The organism is Microbacterium phycohabitans, assembly GCF_032464935.1.
Taxonomy (GTDB): Bacteria; Actinomycetota; Actinomycetes; order Actinomycetales; family Microbacteriaceae; genus Microbacterium; species Microbacterium phycohabitans.
On record NZ_JAWDIT010000002.1, the window covers coordinates 279,959 to 296,617 of the forward strand.

The following is a 16,659-nucleotide window of genomic DNA, read 5'->3' on the forward strand; positions in this document are numbered from 1 at the left end:
TCCGGTCTCCCGAGAAGCGGGTCAGGCGCCGCGCAGGCGCTCCGCGAGGTAGCCGTGCAGGGCGTCGAGGCCGATGCGCTCCTGGCCCATCGTGTCGCGGTCGCGCACGGTCACGGCGTTGTCGTCGAGGGAGTCGAAGTCGACCGTGACGCAGAACGGGGTGCCGATCTCGTCCTGGCGGCGGTAGCGGCGTCCGATGGCGCCGGCGTCGTCGAAGTCGATGTTCCAGCCGGCCGCGCGCAGCGCGTCGGCGGTCTCGCGAGCCAGCGGCGACAGGCGCTCGTTGCGCGAGAGCGGCAGCACCGCGACCTTGACGGGAGCGAGGCGCGGGTCGAGCTTGAGCACCGTGCGGGTGTCGGTGCCGCCCTTGGCGTTGGGCACCTCTTCTTCGCGGTACGCGTCGACGAGGAACGCCATCATCGCGCGCGTCAGGCCGAACGAGGGCTCGATCACGTAGGGCGTGTACTTCTCGCCCGAGGCCTGGTCGAAGAAGGTGAGCGACTGACCCGACGCCTCGGAGTGGCTCTTGAGGTCGTAGTCGGTGCGGTTGGCGACGCCCATGAGCTCGCCCCACTCCTTGCCCGGGAAGCCGAAGCGGTACTCGACGTCGATCGTGCCGGCGGAGTAGTGCGCGCGATCGTCTTCGGGCACGTCGAAGCGCTTCATGTTCTCGGGGTCGATGCCGAGCTCGATGAACCAGTTCCAGCACGCCTCGACCCAGTGCTCGAACCACTCGTTCGCCTCGGCCGGCGGGGTGAAGTACTCGATCTCCATCTGCTCGAACTCGCGCGTGCGGAAGATGAAGTTCCCGGGCGTGATCTCGTTGCGGAACGCCTTGCCCACCTGGCCGACGCCGAACGGGGGCTTGCGACGGGATGCCGTGAGCACGTTCGAGAAGTTCACGAAGATGCCCTGCGCGGTCTCGGGGCGCAGGAAGTAGAGCCCCGACTCGTCGTCGACGACGCCGAGATAGGTCTTGACCAGGCCCGAGAACGACTTGGGCTCGGTGTACTGGCCCTTGGTGCCGCAGTTCGGGCACGGGATGTCGGCGAGACCGTTCTCGACCTTGCGGTTCTTGCGGGCCTCGAAGTCCTCGATGAGGGTGTCGGCGCGGAAGCGCTTGTGGCAGTGCAGGCACTCCACGAGCGGGTCGGTGAAGGTGGCGACGTGGCCCGAGGCCTCCCAGACGCGCTTGGGGAGGATGATGCTGGAGTCCAGGCCCACCATGTCGCCGCGACCGCGGACGAAGGTCTGCCACCACTGCCGGCGGATGTTCTCCTTCAGCTCCGTGCCGAGGGGGCCGTAGTCCCACGCCGAGCGCGAACCGCCGTAGATCTCACCGGCCTGGAAGACGAACCCGCGGTGGCGGGCGAGGGCGATGACCTTGTCGAGGCGGGACTGTTCGGCCACGGTGGCTCCAATGGTCGCAAAGGTGTGGGGATCGAGCGCGAGGGCGCGGCATCCAGTTTATCGAGAGCCGCCCGCGCTCACCGCGCGATGCGTTCGCGCTGCACGGTGAACGCCTCCAGCGCCGCCTGGTCGATCTCGACGCCGATCCCGTCGCCGGTGGGTACGCGCACGTGTCCGTCCTCCAGCACCGCGGGCTCGGTGACGATGTCGCGCTCGTAGAAGCGGGCGGATGCCGAGATGTCGCCCGGCAGCGTGAAGCCGGGGAGGGCGGCGAGCGCGGCGTTGGCGGCGCGTCCGATCCCGGTCTCGAGCATGCCGCCGCACCACACGGGGATGCCGGCGGCGAGAGCGCGATCATGGATCGCGAGGGCCTCGAGGTAGCCGCCGACGCGTCCGGCCTTGATGTTCAGGATCGCCGCCGACCCCAGGGCCAGGGCGTCGGCGGCCGCCTTGTCGCTGACGATCGACTCGTCGAGGCAGACGGGAGTGTGCAAACGCTTCGCCAGGGTCGCGTGATCGACGAGGTCGTCCTCCTGCAGGGGCTGCTCGATGAGCAGGAGGTCGAATCGATCCAGCTCGGCCAGGGTGCCGGCATCCTGCAGGGTGTACGCCGAGTTGGCGTCGACCTGGAGCGGGATCGAGCCGAACGCCTCCCGGACCGCCGCGGTGTCGGCGACGTCGCGACCGGGCTTGATCTTGATCTTGATGCGCACGTATCCGTCGTCGAGGTAGCCGCCGACGGTGTCGACGAGCGCCGCCGGATCGCTCTGGATGCCGACCGAGACCCCCGAGGGCACCCGGGTCTTCTCGGCGCCGAGGTACTGGCCGAAGCTGCGTCCCTCGGCGCGCAGGGCGGCGTCGATCACCGCGAGCTCGAGCCCCGCCTTGGCCATGCGGTGCCCGACGACCCGGTCCAGGATGCAGGCGACCTCCTCGGGAGCGAGAGAGCGACGCTCGAGCAGCGCGGGCGCGAGGAAGCGCGAGAGCACGTCCCACGCGCCCTGCGTGTATTCGCTGGAGTAGTACGGCTCCGCGGATGTCACGACCTCTCCCCAGCCGCGGCCGTCGGAGGTCTCGGCCGTCACGACGATGACCTCGCGCACCGTCTCGGTGCCGAACGACGTCGTGAAGGGCGACACCAGCGGCAGGTGCAGGACGCGGAGCTCGACGGCATCCAGGGTCACGGGGGCGGCGGAGATGCGGGGCGGCATGAGGGCAGGGTATCCGGCGGGCGGCGTGGGGCGCGCCCCACCGGGGTCCCGACCGGACGCACAACTCCGGCAGATCCGCCCCACGCGGGACCCGGATGCCACGGCACCGCCGGATCTGCAGGAGTTGTGCACGCGACCGCCGTGACACAACGAAGGAAGGCGCTCAGCCGCGGCACCGCCGTCTCGGCATCCACGGGCCCTTTCCCCACCGAATCTTTCTCATTGCGTCCCCGACCGGCCGCACAACTCCTGCAGATCCGCCTCGCGCGGGGCCCGGATGCCACGACACCGCCGGATCTGCAGGAGTTGTGCCTTCGTAACTCCTCGCAGGCAGCCTGGCAAGGCCACTATCGGGGCCGAACCCGCCGCGTAGCGTCGCGGGCATGAGCGACGACTTCACCCCCCGCCACGCGATCGTCACCGGCTCCGACTCGGGCATCGGCGCGGCCACCGCCCTCGCCCTCGCCGACGCCGGCATGGACGTCGCGGTCACCTACCACTCCGACGAGGACGGCGCCGAAGAGACCGCCGCAGCCGTGCGCGAGCGCGGCGTGCGCGCGATCGTCGCGCAGTTCGACGCGACCGACTTCGACGCGGTCCCGGATGCCGTGAACGCCATGGCCGACGAGCTCGGCGGCCTCGACGTGTTCGTCAACAACGCCGGAGGCGGGATCGGCGGCTCGTTCCTCGACCTCGACTTCGACACGTGGCGCACCGACATCTCGCTGAACCTCGACGGCGCGTTCCTCGCCCTGCACACCGCGGCCCGCCGCATGGTGAAGGCCGGCAACGGCGGACGCCTCATCGTCGTCTCGAGCGTGCACGAGCACCAGCCCCGCGTGGGCTCGGCACCGTACGTCGCCGCCAAGCACGGCGTCGGCGGCCTCATCAAGACGATGGCCCTCGAGCTCGGCCAGTACGGGATCACGGCCAACGCCGTCGCCCCGGGCGAGATCGCCACCCCCATCAACGACATGTCCGCCGAGGACGCCGATCGCATCCACCGCCCCGGCATCCCGCTCGGTCGGCCCGGCAAGCCCGAGGAGATCGCCGACGTGATCCGATTCCTCGCCTCGCCCTCCGGCTCGTACGTCACCGGCGCGAGCTGGGTCGTCGACGGCGGGATGCTGCACATGGGCCCGCAGGCGGGATCTCACATGGAGAGCGACGCCTGGCGTTCGGCCGGCGAGAAGGAGTGACGACCGTGAGCGATGAGAAGAGCTTCGAAGAGAACCGTCACGATCAGCTGACGAGCGCGCCGAAGGCGACCGAGGCCGATGCGGCACCGCGCTTCGACGTGAGCGAGCACGACGGTGTCACGCGCATCGACGTGCGCGACGACGCCGCAGTGCGCCCGGGTCCCGGTCAGGGCGACCCCGCGGCCGAGAAGGACGAGCCGATCACCGAGCAGTGAGCACGGCGCCCCGGACGCGCGAGCCCTCGGGCCAGGCCCGCAGGGGGGTCAGCCGATGATGAGGTATCCGCGCCGGTCGAACCCGCCGATCCGACCCCCGGATGCCAGGTGCCCCCGCAGTCCGTCGCGCACGCGCACGCGCCAGTCGGCGGCGGCCGCCGGGTCGCTGCGGCGCAGATGCTCGATGTCGTCGGGCACGGGCACCACGGCCGCGATCTCGGCATCCGTCGGGGTGGGCGCGGGCGGCTCGGCGAGCGCCCACGACACCAGGAGCCGGTCGGACTCGTCGCCACGGTTGACGTCGTCATCCATCTCGCCGTACTGGTTGACCAGGTAGTCGGTGACGCGCGTGCCCAGCACCGCGAGGTTGAAGTGCGCGTTGCGCGGAATGAGCGGGTCGAACGTCCAGGTGATGTGCCCGACCCCGCGCTCGAGCGCCCAGTCCCGCTGGTGGTTCTTGAGCTGCCGGCCGAGGCCCCGACCCTGATAGCCGTCGACGATCCCGGTGATGTGCGAGTGCATCGACCGTGCGGCGGGCGGGCCGAAGAACGCCGCCGACGCCCCGATCATCGCTTCCCCGTCGTAGAGCCCGACGACGTAGTTGCCGGCGTGCTCGAGGGCGCGCAGGATGTTCGCCGGCATCGTGCCGCGATCGCCCCACACCCGATCGAGCACGCGGGAGGCCTCGTGCACGGAGTCGACGGTCTCGAGCGGGCGGATGTCGATGGTGCTCATGCCCTCGATCCTCGCACCGCGCGCCCCTGTCCCACTTGTGGCGGTGCATGTCCCACTTATGGCCGCTCCTGATCGCCGGCACCGACCATATGTGGGACATGCGGGGATGCCGACGGCCACCGGTGAGGCGAGGGCGGGGCGGGCGAGGGGCCTGCGCTCACGGCGCGGCGCGGGCAGCGGGGAGCGCACAGCGCGCCCGCGGCACAGCGTGTCAGGGCGACAGTGCGCCAGCGGGACAGCCCGCCAGCGGCACAGCGCGCCAGCGGCACAGCGTGTCAGGGCGACAGTGCGCCAGCGGGACAGCGCGCCAGCGGCACTGCGCGGCAGCGGCACAGCGCGCCAGCGCGAGCACCGCGTCAGCGCGGCAGCACGCCCCCGACGTGGCGGATGGTGCGCCCGCGCTCGATGACGATCGCGATGCCCCCGATCACCCACAGCGGAACCTGGGTGAGGAAGGCCAGGCGGAAGGCGTCGAGCGAGTAGGTCTCGGGGCTGCCCGCGCCCTGCACGTCCATCGCGATGCCGATGAACAGGATGGCCAGCAGCGCCGCGAGGAAGCCGCCGCCGTTGACGATGCCCGTCGCGGTGCTGAGGCGGTGGCTGGGGGTGAACGTGCGGGCGTGGTCGAAGGCGATCATCGACGCCGGGCCCCCGGTGGCCAGGGCGAACATGAGCACGATGAGCAGCCACAGCGGCGCGGGCCCGGGCCATACGACGACGACGATCCACACGAGGGCCTGGAACACGACCGTCGGCAGCACCAGCCAGCGCGAACGGCGGCGCGGATGCCGGCTCGAGAGCGCACCGATCACCGGCCCGCTGACGATGCCGAACAGCACGAAGAGGGTCATGATCCCCGACGCGGTCGCCGGCTCCAGTCCCTCGCCCGCGGTGAGGAAGGGGAAACCCCACAGCAGCATGAACGCCGTGCCCGCGAAGGGCGTGGCGAAGTGCGACCAGAAGCCGAGCCGCGTGCCGGGATGCGCCCACGATTCGCGGAACCCCTGGCGCAGATCGGGCGCCGAGCGGACGACGCGGATGGCACCGGTCTGCGTGTCGACCGAGGTGTCGACGGGGTCGTCACGACGCTCGGGCGGACGGTTGCGGATGATCGCGAACGTCAGCACCGCGAAGAGCACGCCGAGCCCCGCGACGCTGCCGAAGGCGACGCTCCAGCTCGTGGCGTGCAGGAGAGCCGCGAGCGGGACCACCGCGACGATCTGTCCGAGCTGGCCGATGATGCCCGTCAGCTGGACGAGGACGGGGGCACGCTGGGCCGGGAACCAGGTCGCGATCACGCGCAGGACGCTCGGGAAGATCATCGCGTCGCCCGCGCCGATCAGCACCCGGGCCAGGATGCCGATCCCCACGGCATCCGCGAACGCCATGACGAGCTGGCCGAGGGACATCAGCACCATGCCGATCGCGATCATCGGGCGCGCGCCGAAACGGTCGAGGAGGAGGCCGACGGGGATCTGCATCGCGCCGTAGACGAACAGCTGGATGACGGCGAACATCGACAGCGCCGACGCATCGGCGCCGAAGCGCACGGCGGCATCCACCCCCACCGCCGACAGCGAGGTGCGGTTGACGATGGACACGACGTACGCGAGCACGCCGACGATCCACAGCGTCCAGGTGCGCCAGCCCGGCCGGTCGAGGCGGAGGGTGCTGGTCACATGTTCCAGGCTAGCCTCGCCCGCCGACATCGAGGACGGATGCCATCTCTGCGCGGACGCGCTCGAGGTGGGCGGCGAGGGGGGTTCCGGTGTCGTCGTCCGCCCACTGCTCGAGCGCCGCCTGAAGCAGCTCGACCGCCACTCCCGCGACGATCCGCGCGCGAAGGGCGTCGACCCCGCGCGCGCGGTATCCCGCGGTCAGGACCGCGCGCAGGTCGGCCTGCTTCTGCAGATCCCGCTCGCGCAGGGCGGGTTCGGCCTCGATGACGCGTCGAGCGGCGACGATCTCGGCCCGACGTGGTTCGAACCGCTCGGCGGCGAGCGCGTGGAAGCCGGCCCACGCGACGGCGAAAGGCGGCGCGTCGGCGGGGGCGTCGGCGAGCATGTCCGCGGCGAGCCGCGGGATCTCGTCGCCCGCGAAGAAGACCTCGCGCTTGTCGGCGAAGTGGCGGAAGAACGTGCGCCGCGTCACCCCGGCGCGCTCGACGATGTCGGGCACCGTCGTCGCCTCGAACCCGCGCTCGGCGAACAGCTCCGACGCCGCGGAGCGCAGCCGTTCCCGCGTGTCGGGTGCCCATCTGGCCATATCGGGATCCTACGTGACGACACGGGGTGTCATCAGGTCTACAGTGAAGACACTCCGTGCCATCACGAGAAGAGGCCCCCATGTCCACGCACGTCGCCGCAACGCTCGCCACCCCCCGAGCGCCGCTCACCCTCACCACCGTCGAGACGCCCGCGCCCGCCGCCGACGAGGTGCTCGTGCGCGTGCGCGCCGTGGCGATCAATCCCGTCGACTGGATCATCCAGGGCGCGAGCCGCATCATCTACCGGTGGCTGCGCACGCCTGCCGTCCTCGGCTCCGACGTGGCCGGAGAGGTCGTCGCCGTCGGCGAGGCCGTCACGCGCTTCCGCGTGGGCCAGCGCGTGTTCGGCCTGGCCACCGGCACGGATCGCGCACGAGACCCCCTCCGCGAGGGCGCCTTCCAGGAGTACTCGACCCTGCTGGAGCGCCTCACGGCCCCGACCCCCGACGACCTCACCGACGAGCAGGCCGCCGTCTTCCCGCTCGGGCTCTCCACGGCCGCCTGCGCGCTCTTCCAGCCGCAGCACCTCGGACTCCGGATGCCGGGCGGCCCGGCATCCGTCGTCCCGCCCGAGGTCGTGGTGGTCTGGGGCGGATCGACGAGCGTGGGTATGAACGCCGTCCAGCTGGCCCGCGCCGCCGGCTACACCGTGGTGAGCACGGCATCGGCGGAGAACGCCGAGGCGGTGCGCGCCCTCGGGGCCGAAGCCGTGGTCGACCACCGGTCGGCGTCGGCGGTGGCCGATCTCGTCGCCGCCGTCGACGGGCGCCCCGTCGCGGGCGCGGTCGCTCTCGGCGCCGGCTCCACCGACGCCTGCCTCGACGTGCTGTCGCAGACGGGCGGGACCCGCCTGGCGATGGCGAGCACCCCCGTGTCGCTGGCCTCACTGGTCGGACGCCGCCACCTCTTCCCGGCGATGCTGCCGGTCTTCACCCGCATCGGGCTCGCGACGGTGCGCTCGACCCTGCGCGCCCGCCGCCGCGGCATCCGCACGGGGTTCGTGTGGGGCAGCAGTCTCCGCGACGACGAGATGGGCCCGCGCCTGTGGGGCGAGGTCGTGCCGCAGATGCTCGCCGACGGCTCGCTGCGACCCGCGCCCGCACCGCTCGTCGTCGGCGAGGGCCTCGGCGCGGTGCAGGGCGGTCTCGACCGTCAGCGGGCCGGCGTCTCGGCGCAGAAGGTGGTCGTGCGCCTCTGACGCGCCGGGGCGCGGCGGCGGCGACGCCCCGACCGCCACCCGACGCGCACCGCAACCGTGGTCGGCGACGCCACGCGCGCACGGCAGAATGGTCCGATGGTCTCCGCGAGCCCCCACCTGCAGCCCGATCACGCGTGCCTCATCATGCACGGCAGCGACACCCCCGGCATCATCGCCGCGGTCTCGGCCCTCATCGCGCGTCAGGGCGGGAACATCGTCGCCTTCGATCAGTACTCCGACGACCCGCGCGGGGGCGCCTACTTCCAGCGCGTCGTGTTCCACCGCCCCGACCTGGCCGTTGCGCTGCCCGAGATCGAGGCCGACATCGCCACGACCCTCGGCGACGGCTTCGAGCTGGAGTGGACGCTCACCGACCTGTCCACCCCGAAGCGCATGGCCATCCTCGCCTCGAAGCAGGACCACTGCCTGCTCGACCTGCTCTGGCGCCACCGTCGCGGCGACCTGCCCGTGAGCATCCCCATGGTCGTGTCGAACCACACCACGGCCGCCGAGGACGTGCGCTCGTTCGGCGTGCCCTTCTTCCACGTTCCCTCGACGCCCGGGCCCGACAAATCGGCATCCGAGGCCCGCATCCTCGAGCTGCTCGTCGGCAACGTCGACTTCGTGGTGCTGGCGCGCTACATGCAGATCCTCTCGCCCGACTTTCTCGAGAAGATCGGCGTGCCCGTGATCAACATCCACCACTCGTTCCTGCCGGCCTTCATCGGCGCCGAGCCCTACAAGAAGGCCAAGCAGCGCGGCGTCAAGCTCATCGGCGCGACCTCGCACTACGTCACGAGCGACCTCGATGAGGGCCCGATCATCGAGCAGGACACGGTGCGCGTGACGCACGCCGACTCCGCGGCCGAGCTCGCCCGCCGCGGTGCCGACGTCGAGCGCCAGGTGCTCTCGCGCGCCGTGCTGTGGCACGCCGAAGACCGCGTCATCCGCCACGGGAACCACACGATCGTCTTCTGACCGCCTGCGGGTTCCGCCGGCGCGGGGCGCACCCCGCGCCGAGATCACACGAACGCGCCGAGATCGCACACCGGCGGGCCGGTGAGACGCGTCACCTCTGCACGATCGAGTGATCTCGACGCGATCGTGCCAGCTCGACGGATGCACCCGCCGTCGCACCGGGCCGCCCTGTAGAAGGGCGGACCCGGTGCGACGCTGTCACTCGGGGTCGCTCGCGCGGCTGAGCGGACCCGTGCCGCCGCGCGGGGGCTGCTTGCGCTGGCGCGCGAACTCCCCGCCCTGGCGGCCTCCGTACGGACGCCCGTGATCGGCGAACTCGGCGCGGAAGTACGCCAGTCGCCAGTCGCCGAGCTCGATCCGGGCGCCGGTGCGCAGGATGCGACCCCCGCCGTCGCGTCCCGGTCCCTGCTCTCGCGCTCCCCCGCCTCCGACCTGGTCGAAGCCGTAGAGCACGTACTCGTCGTCGCCCTCGTGACGGATCTCGGCGTGCACCGGGGCGAGCCCCGGCAGGCGCAGATCGGCTTCGTCGCCGGATCCGATGACCGTCTTGGTCGGCAGCAGGTCGAACTCGCGGGGCCGCGAGCCGTCCCACGACGAGTCGCCCACCGCGAAGATCAGGCGCGGGCGACCCGATCCGGGCGTGTAGTGCGTCGTCGTGACGCGCCGGCGCACCGTGCGGTTGATGGTCGGGACGAGCGGGAGCGGCGTCTCGGGCGGGATGGGGAAGGTGAGCGCGCTGCCCTTGTTGCGGCGGGTGAGCAGCGGCGCGACCGCGGCCACCGAGCCGAGGCGGATGTGCGACGACCCCGTCACCACCCGCTGCAGGGCGTTGCTCTTGATGTCGCCGAGCTGCAGGATCGGCCCGTCCGGGCCCTCGAGACGCACGGAGACACCTCGGGATGCCAGGGCGTCGGCGACCGTGGACAGCTCGGTGAGCGTCCGTCGGCCGTTCCCGGGCAACCGCGAGGGGTCGTTCACGACGATGCGCACCTCGGTGCCCGCGGCCGTGATCGTCCCCTCGAACGGCGGGGTGTCGGCATCCGCCCCCTCGTGTTCCGAGAAGGCGAGGTCGATGTCGAGGCGCACCATGACGGCGCCGCCCCTCAGTTGCCGCGGTACGGGTCGGACCCGGCCGCGGTGTCGTCGCTCGTGGTGACGCGGAGGGTGCCATTGAGCTTCCACGTCGCGCGCGGCGCGTCGGGGCCGATGTCGCGCGGCACCTCGACGGTCATGTCGACGAAGGAGTAGTTCACGGCGGCGCCGCGGCCGGTCAGGTACGACCACATCTCGCGGCCGAGGTCGGTCCAGTCGGTGATCGAGTGGCCTTCGGGGCCGGCGGAGTCGGCGAACGGGTCGGTGGAGGCAGGAGAGTCGGACATGGCTTCGGTCCTTCCTTTCGTTTCGAGGCCACAAGCGTCCCAGCGCCTCGGGTCGCGTGACGAGGGATTGCGCTGCGGCGCCGGTTGGGGCACCATTTCCCGACCCCGTGTGGAGCATCCGCTCCGCGCGAGACTCAGTACACGTACTCCATGAGCTCGACCCCGAGCACGCGGAACGCGTCGTGGGCGCGCAGCCGGTGGGCGATCGACAGGTCGTCGAAGTTCACGACGAGCGCGTACGAGACGCCCGCTCGTGGCCCGCCGAGCACCCCCGCCTCCGCGCGCACGCCGGGCGCACGTCCCGTCTTGTTCACGAACAGCAGGCCGTGCTGATCGTTCTCGTGGGCGAACGGGTCGAGGCCGGTGGCGGATGCCACGAGCGAGAGGTCGTGGTTGAGGCTCAGCCACTCCGCCACCTGGGCGCTGACCCCGGGCGAGACGATGCTCGAGTTCACCAGACCCGCGAACAGCTGCGCCATCTCGCGCGCCGTCGACAGCGCCACGTGCGGGGCGTCGTCGGGGCCGCGATCGTCGCGGAACCGATCGAGCAGGGCCGTCCGCCGGAGACCGAGCTGCTCGATCCGCGCGCGTACCGACTGCAGCCCGACGCGGTGCAGCAGAGCGTTCGCGGCGAGCGCGTCGCCCGTCGACGCGGCGAGCATCGCGAGGTCGGTCAACGGCAGCGCGGGCGCCTTGAGATGCTGCCACGTGCCCCCCTGCGCGGCACCGGCCACCGCTGAGCGGTCGATGATCTCCAACGCATCCAGGCGACCCGACTCGAACGACGCGGCCGTCTCGACGAGCAGGGGCACCACTCCGAGGCCGCCGACCGGCAGCGTGACGAAATCGTCGCCCGAGAGCACGGCCGTTCCGCCGTCGAGGTCGTCGATGCGCACCGAGACCTTCGCCCCCGAGGCAGCGAGCTCGTCGAGCGATCGCAGCGTCGCGGTGAAGGAGCGGCGCCCGGCCGCCGCCCGCCGGGGCAGTCGCTTCGGACCCTTGCGTCCCGCGCCGCGAAGGGCCGGGGCGTCGCGTCTCGACGACTCCACCGGCCCTCCGGCGGGCTCGGGCGAAGCGGGCTCGGGAAGCGGGGGCATGCCCACGAGCGTGGCTCCTTCCGGGTCAGCAGGACAACAAACGCCGTCTCACCAAATGGTGACGCGCTGGTCGGCGTCGAGCCAGAGGGCGTCGCCCTCACCCACCTCGAACGCCTCGTAGAACGCGTCGATGTTACGCACGATCTGGTTGCAGCGGAACTCGTTCGGCGAGTGCGGATCGATCGTGAGAAGGCGGATGGTCTCGGCATCCCGGCCCTTCTGCTGCCAGATCTGCGCCCAGCTCAGCAGCAGGCGCTGGATGCCGGTGAACCCGTCGACGACGGGCCCCTCGCCCTCGGCCTCACCCTGCTCCTCGAGGAACAGGCGGTACGCCGCGATCGCGATGCCGAGCCCGCCCAGGTCGCCGATGTTCTCGCCGATGGTGAGGGCGCCGTTGACGTGGTGCTCCGCGCTCAGGCCCTGCGGCACGAGCTCCTCGTACTGGGCGATGAGGGCCTTCGTGCGCTCCTCGAACGCCGCACGGTCGGCATCCGTCCACCAGTCGCGCAGCGACCCGTCGCCGTCGAAGCGGCTGCCCTGGTCGTCGAAACCGTGGCCGATCTCGTGACCGATGACCGCGCCGATCCCGCCGTAGTTCGCCGCCGCGTCGCGCTCGGCGTCGAAGAAGGGGTACTGCAGGATCGCCGCGGGGAACACGATCTCGTTCATCAACGGGTTGTAGTAGGCGTTGACCGTCTGCGGGGTCATGTACCACTCGTCGCGGTCGATCGGCTGGCCCACCTTGGCGAGCTGGCGGTCGTGCTCCCACACGTGGGCGCGGCGCACGTTGCCGACCAGGTCGTCGGCGTCGATCTCGAGGTCGGAGTAGTCCTTCCACCGCACGGGGTAGCCGATCTTGGGCGTGAAGGCGTCGAGCTTGGCCAGGGCCCTCTCGCGCGTCTCCTCGGTCATCCACTCGAGCGTGCGGATCGAGCGCCGGTAGGCCTCGATCAGGTGGGCGACGAGGCCGTCCATGGCATCCTTCGCCGCGGGCGGGAAGTGCCGCTCGACGTAGACCTTGCCGATGGCCTCGCCCAGAGCCGCCTCGACGAGGCTGACGCCGCGCTTCCAGCGCTCGCGGTTCACGGGAACGCCCGTGAGCTGGGTGCCGTAGAAGGCGAAGTTCTCGGCGACGAACTCGTCGGAGAGGAAGGCCGCCGCCGCGTGCACGATCTTGAAGCGCAGCCACGCCTTCCAGTCGTCGAGGCGCTCGGGCACCAGCAGGGCGCCGAGCGACTCGATGAAGCTCGGCTGGTAGACGACGACCTCGGCGAGCGCGTCCTCGTGACCCGGGGCGACCCCCGCGCGCCACGGCTCGAGGTCGACTCCCGCCAGGGCGAGCGTGTCGTCCCAGGTCTTCAGGTTGTAGGTCTTGACCGCGTCGCGACTGTCTTCGCGCGACCAGTGGTGCGCGGCGAGGTCGGTCTCGAGCGCGAACACGCGATCGGCGGATGCCGCGGCCTCGGCGACTCCGGCGAGTTCGAGCACGCGCTCGATGTGCGCGCGGTAGGCGGTGCGCGTCTCGTCGAAGTTCTCGAGCCGGTAGTAGCTCTCGTCGGGCAGCGAGATGCCGCCCTGGTAGACCACCGGGACGTAGCGGGTGGGGTCGCCCGGATCGGGCTCGACGAACAGCGTCAGCAGTCCGCTGATCCCGTCGCGCTCGAGCTCGCCGATGAGCCGGAGCAGGGAGGGGATGTCGGTGACGGCGTCGACGGCCGCGAGCTGCGGGGCCAGCGGCTCGCCGCCGAGGGCGTTGATGCGGTCGGTGTCCATGAAGCTCGCGAACAGGTCGCCGATCTTGCGGGCTTCGCTGCCCGGCTCGGCGTCCTGCGACTCCTGGACGATGGTGCGCACGTCCGCCTCGGCCTGCTCGGCGATGAGGTGGAACGAGCCCCAGCGAGCCTTGTCGTCGGGGATCTCGGTGCGCTCCAGCCAGCGGCCGTTCACGTAACGGAACAGGTCGTCCTGCGGGCGGATCTCGTCGCTGAGCTCGTCGAGCGCGAGACCGGAGCGGGGGGTGTCGGTCATGCAGACAGGATAAGTGCCCCACATCCGTACAGGCTCGGAACACCCCCGCGGCACCCCCTGGACGCGGAACGCAGCAGCTCCCCGTTCCGCGCATCCGCCGCGACCCGTTCCGGATGGGGCCCCGGCTGCACCGCCCGGCGCCGATGCCTCGATGCTCACAACCTCCGCAATGCGCACAACCTCCGCGGCATCCGCCCATCTCCAACGGAGGTTGGGCACATCGCCGAGGGCGCGCGCCGCCCCGACGCGAGCCACAGGTGGGCGCGCATCCGGCGATGTCACAGGCCCGGCCTAGGCTCGGATCGTGACCACCCCGCCCGTGACGCTGAACCGCTCGATCCTGCGGCTCGCGGTTCCGGCGTTGGGTGCCCTCATCGCCGAGCCGCTCTTCCTCATCGTGGATGCCGCGATGGTGGGGCACCTGGGCGTCGCTCCCCTGGCGGGCCTGGGCATCGCGAGCGCCGTCCTGCAGACGATCGTCGGTCTCATGGTGTTCCTCGCGTACTCGACGACGCCCGCGGTCGCGAGGCGGTACGGGGCCGGCGAGCCCGGCCGTGCGGTGTCCGTCGGCATCGACGGCATGTGGCTCGCTCTCGCGCTGGGCGCCGTGCTCGCCGCCGTCGGATCCATCGTCACCCCCCTCGTCGTCGACGTCTTCGGCGCCGCCCCCGACGTCGCCGAGAACGCCCGCGTCTACCTTTCGATCTCGATGTGGGGCCTGCCCGCGATGCTGGTGGTGTTCGCGGCCACCGGGCTCCTGCGCGGCCTGCAAGACACCGTCACCCCGCTCTGGATCGCCGGCGTCGGTTTCGCCGCGAACGCCGCTCTCAACGCCCTGTTCATCTACGGCCTCGGGTGGGGCATCGCGGGCTCCGCGATCGGCACCGTCGCGGCGCAGTGGGGCATGGTCGGTGCGTACGTCGTCGTCGTGCGCGCCCTGGCCCGTCGGCACGACGCCTCGATCAGACCGCAACGCGAGGGGTGGAGCGGCACGGCGCGCTCGGGCGGATGGCTGTTCCTGCGCACCCTGAGTCTGCGCGTGGCCTTCCTCGCCACGGTCGCCGTCGCCACCGGACTCGGCTCGGCCGAACTGGCGGGGTGGCAGATCGCGTTCACGATCTTCTCCACGGCGGCCTTCGCCCTCGACGCCCTGGCGATCGCGGCGCAGGCCCTGATCGGCCATGCCCTGGGCGCGAACGAGACCGAGACGGTGCAGCGGGTGCTCGGACGCACGAGCGCCTGGGGCATCTGGTTCGGCGTCGGCGTCGGCGCCGTGCTCGCGGCGTCCTCGGGCGTGATCGGGCTCGTCTTCACCGGCGACGCCGAGATCGCCGCCCTCGTGCAGCCCGCACTCCTCGTCCTGGCCGTGGCGCAACCGCTCGCCGGCTTCGTCTTCGTGCTCGACGGGGTGCTGATCGGCGCGGGCGACGCGCGGTACCTCGCGCTCGCGGGCGTGCTCAACCTCGTTCCGTACGCGCCGGCCCTCGCGCTCGTGGCACTGTTCGCCGGCGGGGGTCCGGCCGGGCTCGCGTGGCTCGCCGCCGCGTTCTTCGGCGTCTACATGCTCGCTCGCGCGGTCACCCTCGGCCTGCGGGTACGCGGCCGGGCGTGGATGACCGCGGGCGGCTGAGTCCGCCGCCCCGGGCGCCGTCGCCCCTCGCTCGGGCCGATGGGCCCGGGCGGGACCAGCGGCGGTCAGTCGTCGAGCACCGCGGCGACCGCCTCGAGCTCGACGAGCTGGTCGTCGTAGCCCAGCACGGTGACACCCATCAGCGTGCTCGGCACGTCGTGCTCGCCGAACGCGCCGCGCACGACCTCCCAGGCCGCCACGAGGTCGGCCTGGCGGGCGGATGCCACGAGCACGCGCGTGCTGATCACGTCGGTGAGCTGCGCCCCGGCGTCGGCGAGCGCGGTCCGGAGATTCTCGACGCATCGAGCCGCCTGCGCGCGCACGTCGCCCACCGCGACGGTCGCGCCGTCGGCGTCCAGCGGGCACGAACCGGCCAGGAAGATGAGACGGGCGTCGGCGGGAGCGGTCGCGGCGTAGGCGTACTCGGCGACGCCCGACAGCGACGCCGAGCGGATGAGAGTGACGGCCTTCGGCATCCGTCCACCATCGCACGCCGCTAGGCCCAGCGGCGGCACCACTCGTACATGATCACCGCGGCGGCGGACGCGGCGTTGATGGAGCGGGTCGAGCCGTACTGCGTGATCTCCACCACGCCGGTGGCCACCGCGATCGCCTCGGGCGAGAGCCCCGGCCCCTCCTGGCCGAACAGCAGCACGCAGGACTCGGGAAGGTCGGCCCGGTCGATCGGAACCGAGCCGGCGACGTTGTCGACGGCGATCACCGGTAGCCCCGCTTCGCGCGCCCACGCGGCGAACGCCGCGACGTCCTCGTGGTGGCGCACGTGCTGGTAGCGGTCGGTCACCATGGCCCCGCGCCGATTCCACCGCCGCTTGCCGACGATGTGCACCTCGGCCGCGAGGAACGCGTTGGCACTGCGCACGATCGTGCCGATGTTGAGGTCGTGCTGCCAGTTCTCGATCGCGACATGGAACGGATGCCGCTTGGCATCCAGATCCGCGACGATCGCGTCCATGCTCCAGTAGCGGTAGCCGTCGACGACGTTGCGGCGATCACCCTCGGCGAGCAGCTCGAGGTCGTATCGCGGGTCGTCGGGCCACTCCTCGGGGCCCCCGGGCCACGGTCCGACGCCGTGCGTCGGTGTCTGCGCGTCCTGCGCGGCGGACGGTGCGTCGCTGAACGAAGACCGGGCGTCGCGCGCCAGCGTCGGGTCGTCGGCATCCGTCACCGATCCAGGCTATCCGCGTGCGACGCCGCGCCGCCGCACGGCGCGGGCCGGCGAAGGCCTGGCGTGGGCCGGCGAGGGCGCGGTGCGGGCCGGCGAGAGCGCGGTGCGGACCGGCACGGCCGCAGGC

At 71.8% G+C, this 16,659-nt stretch carries 16 protein-coding genes; 5 read left to right on the forward strand and 11 right to left on the reverse strand.

Going from position 1 to position 16,659, the window contains the following annotated elements:
* Window positions 1–21: 21 nt before the first annotated feature.
* Together RWH44_RS05710 and menC are read right to left on the reverse strand one after the other, a co-directional pair.
* Complete coding sequence (locus tag RWH44_RS05710) at window positions 22–1,410, reverse strand: glycine--tRNA ligase (protein WP_316003822.1); 1,389 nt, start codon at window positions 1,408–1,410, stop codon at window positions 22–24.
* A gap of 77 nt (window positions 1,411–1,487) precedes the next feature.
* Window positions 1,488–2,621, reverse strand: coding sequence for an o-succinylbenzoate synthase (gene menC / locus RWH44_RS05715; RefSeq protein WP_316003823.1), 1,134 nt, complete (start codon window positions 2,619–2,621; stop codon window positions 1,488–1,490).
* Window positions 2,622–3,004: 383 nt separating this feature from the next.
* Here menC and RWH44_RS05720 point away from each other — a divergent pair, with 383 nt between their 5' ends.
* A complete protein-coding gene (locus RWH44_RS05720; RefSeq protein WP_298876416.1) occupies window positions 3,005–3,820 on the forward strand; it encodes an SDR family oxidoreductase in 816 nt (271 codons plus the stop codon).
* A gap of 5 nt (window positions 3,821–3,825) precedes the next feature.
* Window positions 3,826–4,035 (forward strand): multidrug transporter, encoded by a 210-nt coding sequence (locus RWH44_RS05725; protein WP_298876418.1) that lies wholly within the window; start codon window positions 3,826–3,828, stop codon window positions 4,033–4,035.
* 48 nt (window positions 4,036–4,083) lie between these two features.
* Here the strand turns inward: RWH44_RS05725 and RWH44_RS05730 are convergent, their stop codons facing one another.
* The 3 genes from RWH44_RS05730 to RWH44_RS05740 all read right to left on the reverse strand — a co-directional run bounded on the left by RWH44_RS05730 (window position 4,084) and on the right by RWH44_RS05740 (window position 7,035).
* Window positions 4,084–4,770, reverse strand: coding sequence for a GNAT family N-acetyltransferase (locus RWH44_RS05730; RefSeq protein ID WP_316003824.1), 687 nt, complete (start codon window positions 4,768–4,770; stop codon window positions 4,084–4,086).
* 356 nt (window positions 4,771–5,126) lie between these two features.
* Complete coding sequence (locus RWH44_RS05735; RefSeq protein ID WP_316003825.1) at window positions 5,127–6,449, reverse strand: MFS transporter; 1,323 nt, start codon at window positions 6,447–6,449, stop codon at window positions 5,127–5,129.
* A gap of 10 nt (window positions 6,450–6,459) precedes the next feature.
* Window positions 6,460–7,035, reverse strand: coding sequence for a TetR family transcriptional regulator (locus RWH44_RS05740; RefSeq protein WP_316003826.1), 576 nt, complete (start codon window positions 7,033–7,035; stop codon window positions 6,460–6,462).
* A gap of 80 nt (window positions 7,036–7,115) precedes the next feature.
* Between RWH44_RS05740 and RWH44_RS05745 the strand changes: the two genes are divergently transcribed.
* The gene (locus tag RWH44_RS05745) at window positions 7,116–8,234 is read left to right on the forward strand and encodes a zinc-binding alcohol dehydrogenase family protein (protein WP_316003827.1); all 1,119 of its coding nucleotides are present in this window, start codon (window positions 7,116–7,118) and stop codon (window positions 8,232–8,234) included.
* Between the two features lie 96 nt (window positions 8,235–8,330).
* Entirely contained in the window at window positions 8,331–9,212 is an 882-nt protein-coding gene (gene purU, locus RWH44_RS05750) for a formyltetrahydrofolate deformylase (RefSeq protein WP_298876437.1), read from the forward strand.
* A gap of 198 nt (window positions 9,213–9,410) precedes the next feature.
* On the opposite strand, the gene RWH44_RS05755 is transcribed toward purU, so the two are convergent.
* From RWH44_RS05755 to RWH44_RS05770, 4 genes are all read right to left on the reverse strand, one after another.
* A complete protein-coding gene (locus tag RWH44_RS05755; RefSeq protein ID WP_298876440.1) occupies window positions 9,411–10,301 on the reverse strand; it encodes an FHA domain-containing protein in 891 nt (296 codons plus the stop codon).
* A 14-nt stretch (window positions 10,302–10,315) separates the two neighbouring features.
* Window positions 10,316–10,591, reverse strand: coding sequence for a hypothetical protein (locus RWH44_RS05760; RefSeq protein WP_298876443.1), 276 nt, complete (start codon window positions 10,589–10,591; stop codon window positions 10,316–10,318).
* Between the two features lie 134 nt (window positions 10,592–10,725).
* Complete coding sequence (locus RWH44_RS05765) at window positions 10,726–11,688, reverse strand: serine hydrolase (RefSeq protein WP_298876446.1); 963 nt, start codon at window positions 11,686–11,688, stop codon at window positions 10,726–10,728.
* Between the two features lie 48 nt (window positions 11,689–11,736).
* Window positions 11,737–13,716: a M13 family metallopeptidase gene (locus RWH44_RS05770; protein ID WP_316003828.1), complete on the reverse strand. Its 1,980-nt coding sequence runs from the start codon at window positions 13,714–13,716 to the stop codon at window positions 11,737–11,739.
* Window positions 13,717–14,017: 301 nt separating this feature from the next.
* On the opposite strand from RWH44_RS05770, the gene RWH44_RS05775 reads away from it, so the two are divergent.
* Window positions 14,018–15,346, forward strand: coding sequence for an MATE family efflux transporter (locus RWH44_RS05775; protein ID WP_316004265.1), 1,329 nt, complete (start codon window positions 14,018–14,020; stop codon window positions 15,344–15,346).
* Window positions 15,347–15,411: 65 nt separating this feature from the next.
* Here the strand turns inward: RWH44_RS05775 and RWH44_RS05780 are convergent, their stop codons facing one another.
* Together RWH44_RS05780 and RWH44_RS05785 are read right to left on the reverse strand one after the other, a co-directional pair.
* Window positions 15,412–15,822 carry a RidA family protein gene (locus tag RWH44_RS05780; protein WP_316003829.1) on the reverse strand — a complete coding sequence of 137 codons (411 nt, stop codon included), beginning with the start codon at window positions 15,820–15,822 and terminating at the stop codon, window positions 15,412–15,414.
* 20 nt (window positions 15,823–15,842) lie between these two features.
* The gene (locus RWH44_RS05785) at window positions 15,843–16,532 is read right to left on the reverse strand and encodes a TrmH family RNA methyltransferase (RefSeq protein ID WP_316003830.1); all 690 of its coding nucleotides are present in this window, start codon (window positions 16,530–16,532) and stop codon (window positions 15,843–15,845) included.
* Window positions 16,533–16,659: the final 127 nt, after the last annotated feature.

Coding starts and splice junctions, on each gene's coding strand:
- menC (WP_316003823.1), bottom strand. CDS start 2,621: ATGCCGCCCCGCATCTCCGCCGCCCCCGTGACCCTGGATGCCGTCGAG.
- RWH44_RS05720 (WP_298876416.1), top strand. CDS start 3,005: ATGAGCGACGACTTCACCCCCCGCCACGCGATCGTCACCGGCTCCGAC.
- RWH44_RS05730 (WP_316003824.1), bottom strand. CDS start 4,770: ATGAGCACCATCGACATCCGCCCGCTCGAGACCGTCGACTCCGTGCAC.
- RWH44_RS05740 (WP_316003826.1), bottom strand. CDS start 7,035: ATGGCCAGATGGGCACCCGACACGCGGGAACGGCTGCGCTCCGCGGCG.
- RWH44_RS05745 (WP_316003827.1), top strand. CDS start 7,116: ATGTCCACGCACGTCGCCGCAACGCTCGCCACCCCCCGAGCGCCGCTC.
- purU (WP_298876437.1), top strand. CDS start 8,331: ATGGTCTCCGCGAGCCCCCACCTGCAGCCCGATCACGCGTGCCTCATC.
- RWH44_RS05755 (WP_298876440.1), bottom strand. CDS start 10,301: ATGGTGCGCCTCGACATCGACCTCGCCTTCTCGGAACACGAGGGGGCG.
- RWH44_RS05760 (WP_298876443.1), bottom strand. CDS start 10,591: ATGTCCGACTCTCCTGCCTCCACCGACCCGTTCGCCGACTCCGCCGGC.
- RWH44_RS05765 (WP_298876446.1), bottom strand. CDS start 11,688: ATGCCCCCGCTTCCCGAGCCCGCTTCGCCCGAGCCCGCCGGAGGGCCG.
- RWH44_RS05770 (WP_316003828.1), bottom strand. CDS start 13,716: ATGACCGACACCCCCCGCTCCGGTCTCGCGCTCGACGAGCTCAGCGAC.
- RWH44_RS05780 (WP_316003829.1), bottom strand. CDS start 15,822: ATGCCGAAGGCCGTCACTCTCATCCGCTCGGCGTCGCTGTCGGGCGTC.